Below are 2,778 nucleotides of genomic sequence, written 5' to 3'. Positions count from 1 at the left end.
CCACTGCTTTTTGAGAAGTTACAGTGATCTCCGAAGTATTTTATCAGAGATCTATTAATTGAATGTACCTTAAAATTGGATTCTGCTATAAAATAATATTATAGTTGGCACCTTTATTTGCTGCCCAGCCAGCCTTTAGAATATACTCACTATTTTTTATTATTTAACCACTCTTTTTTTGTTAAACGATATTGTATTATGTCGTCAATTTTTTCAGAAAAATCACAATTTACAAAGCCAAGCTTTTTTAATAATTTAATCGAAGGAATGTTTAAATTTAATACATTAGCTGCTATTTGGTTGACTTCAAAATTACAATCTTGACTGAATAAATAATCAAATAAACGCGTTAACGCTTCAAGCATATATCCTTTTCGCCAATGAACCGGATCTAATTCATAGCCAATTATTGCCCGTTTATTGAACTCATCATATTGATGAACACCACAACTACCGATAAATTCATCAAATGTCTTATTAATAACAAAACGTATTCCTATATTGTTATAGCTATTTTCTAAATCTTGTTGAATAAGATTTTTCGCTTGATCTTTGTTATCCAGTACTGAAAAATTATTATATAAACAGACTTCAAATTGACTTAATAATTCGAACAAGTTCGAAGCATCTTTATAAGTTATCGGTTTTAATAAGAGGCGTTTTGTATTTAATATAGGGAATTGCATTTTTATAGTCCAAAATAACCTTTTTAATTCATCAATTACTTTATTGAAACGCACAAATCTCTTATTATTTAATTATTGAGATTTATATAAAAATAAAAGAAAAATGATGAGTACAGAATTTAAAGTAATTCAACCAACAACAACGGTTTACTGTCCAGAGCGCGGTGAAGGTTGGACCCTTACTGGTATTACTGATATTAACGAAAAAACGTCAGTTATGTTTAATGGCAAACGATTTACAGTAGATGCCCGTGAAGTTGTTGAAATACTTTTACCCAATCAACTTGCACGAGCTGAACAATAATCTAATTAGTTTTGTTAACTACCTTCTAATCTACCAGACCAATCTTCAACTTTTTTTGTTTTTAAACGATTGGTCACCATTTTTTGCCATGAGGGAACTAATTTTAATTTTGAAAGTTCTTGTAATGCACTGTAATTGAGTTTATCAAAATATAATAAATCCGTTATTCTACTCAAAGACCAGTTTGGGTTGGGTCTATTAATTAGAACAATATCATCACCAGCGGTCATTATCCCACTTTTAATTACTTTAAAATACCAACCTGTTTTCATGCTATCTTGCATTAACCGTGACATATTACTTTGGTCAAACCTAACATTCAGTTTCCAACAAGGCTGTCTTGTTTGAACAATTTCAAAAATACATGAGCCAATTTTAATTTCATCGCTTAAACATACATTTTTTTCTGTTAATCCTGTAGAGGATAAATTTTCGCCAAAAGCGCCGTATGTATTAAGCAACTCACAATTACTAAGCTCTTTCTTCCAAAAATCGTAATGTTCACATGGATATAAATGAACTGCTTTATCAATACCACCATGAATTTTTTTATCGCCAACTTCATCACCAATGATACCCATTTTATTAACATTTACAGTTTGGCTAATCGGTTTTTTATTTATGGCTGATTCAAAGGCTCTGTCTGACCCTTTTTTAAAAAAGGGTTCTGCTTTACCAATATATATACAGTTTAACTTTCCTAAAATTTGCATTTATTTCACCCTTAATCTACATATTATTGATCGTCTCAATTCTAGTTTCTTGAAAATACAAAAAGCGCTGCCTTTATGCAAGTGCAGCTATTTTTTTATTCTAAAATTCGTATTTACTTTATGTAACGATACGATATGCAAGTGGCGGATGAGATGAAAAGCTTTACTCATTACTTTGCCAGAAGCAATTCCAAAATCGACCTAGTTGATCTTCTTAATCTGAAGATTCGGTCTTTAAAACTTACTATAAAGCCTTTAAATTAGTTTGAGGCTATAGACTATATTGTAGTGAGTATTTTAACCAGATTGTATTGAAACACTGAAAATTAAGCGTTTTTAATGGTAATGACATGTTGCTTAATAGTTTTGCACAGCAATGGAACACAAATATAAAATTTGATTATCAATTCGCAATACCACTAAATGTTGAGCTGGGAACATAAATCCTAATTTGATCTCATTTATCGCGGGTAACTTGTATGTTTTTTTATGAAAAAATGGAAATTATTAATAAGCTCAACTATAAATTATAGTTATAGCCTTTGATAAAGTAGAGTAATTCCATGTAGCTAGACGTTTAATATATTATATAGTCTGACTACATTAGTTTAAATAATTTTAAAGTCGTTTTAATTATTTATAGACTCTAAAATGATCCTAATATTATGCAGTTTTATGCACACTGTACGAGATATGATTTTACTTATATCATTTTAACACAAGTCGCATGCGTAATACGAATTATTTACCATCGAAATGTAAGCACGTTTGGGGATATAAAATATGCTAAGAACTAATCTTACTAAAATACAGAATATTGTTGATCAAAATGGAATTATATTTCTTACCTATGGAGGGTTTTTAACACAAACTCTGATATCAGGTATAACTGAAGCATTAGAGTTTGAAGCTGATCATTGTGAACTTAATTCTGGCTTTGCTAATAATATCTTCACTATTTTTATCGAACTTGCTCAAAATATGATGAATTATTCTAGATCACTAGATGAAAATAGTACACACCCAAAAACAGAAGGTATTATCATTGTTGGTAAGAAAACCGACAGTATTTTCT

4 protein-coding genes are annotated in these 2,778 nt (G+C 29.9%); 2 read left to right on the top strand and 2 right to left on the bottom strand.

Translation table 11 applies throughout. From position 1 onward, the window contains the following. Positions 1-149: 149 nt before the first annotated feature. Positions 150-740 carry a GNAT family N-acetyltransferase gene (locus CJF42_RS13155; RefSeq protein ID WP_095367123.1) on the bottom strand — a complete coding sequence of 197 codons (591 nt, stop codon included), beginning with the start codon at positions 738-740 and terminating at the stop codon, positions 150-152. Positions 741-792: 52 nt separating this feature from the next. On the opposite strand from CJF42_RS13155, the gene CJF42_RS13150 reads away from it, so the two are divergent. Continuing rightward, positions 793-990, top strand: coding sequence for a hypothetical protein (locus tag CJF42_RS13150; RefSeq protein ID WP_095367122.1), 198 nt, complete (start codon positions 793-795; stop codon positions 988-990). A 14-nt stretch (positions 991-1,004) separates the two neighbouring features. Here CJF42_RS13150 and CJF42_RS13145 read toward each other — a convergent pair whose 3' ends face one another. Further along, entirely contained in the window at positions 1,005-1,703 is a 699-nt protein-coding gene (locus CJF42_RS13145; RefSeq protein ID WP_095367121.1) for an MOSC domain-containing protein, read from the bottom strand. Between the two features lie 783 nt (positions 1,704-2,486). Between CJF42_RS13145 and CJF42_RS13140 the strand changes: the two genes are divergently transcribed. Further along, positions 2,487-2,778: DUF6272 family protein (locus CJF42_RS13140; protein ID WP_212668817.1), on the top strand; the 292-nt coding region annotated here is incomplete at its 3' end.

The sequence above is a fragment of the Pseudoalteromonas sp. NBT06-2 genome (assembly GCF_002276045.1).
Lineage (GTDB): Bacteria > Pseudomonadota > Gammaproteobacteria > Enterobacterales > Alteromonadaceae > Pseudoalteromonas.
Note: the sequence above shows the minus strand (reverse complement) of the source record. Positions and strands in the feature narration are given on the sequence as shown.

Excerpts from the sequence above, each read along its gene's own strand:
- CJF42_RS13150 (WP_095367122.1), top strand. The coding sequence starts at position 793 with ATGAGTACAGAATTTAAAGTAATTCAACCAACAACAACGGTTTACTGT.
- CJF42_RS13145 (WP_095367121.1), bottom strand. The coding sequence starts at position 1,703 with ATGCAAATTTTAGGAAAGTTAAACTGTATATATATTGGTAAAGCAGAA.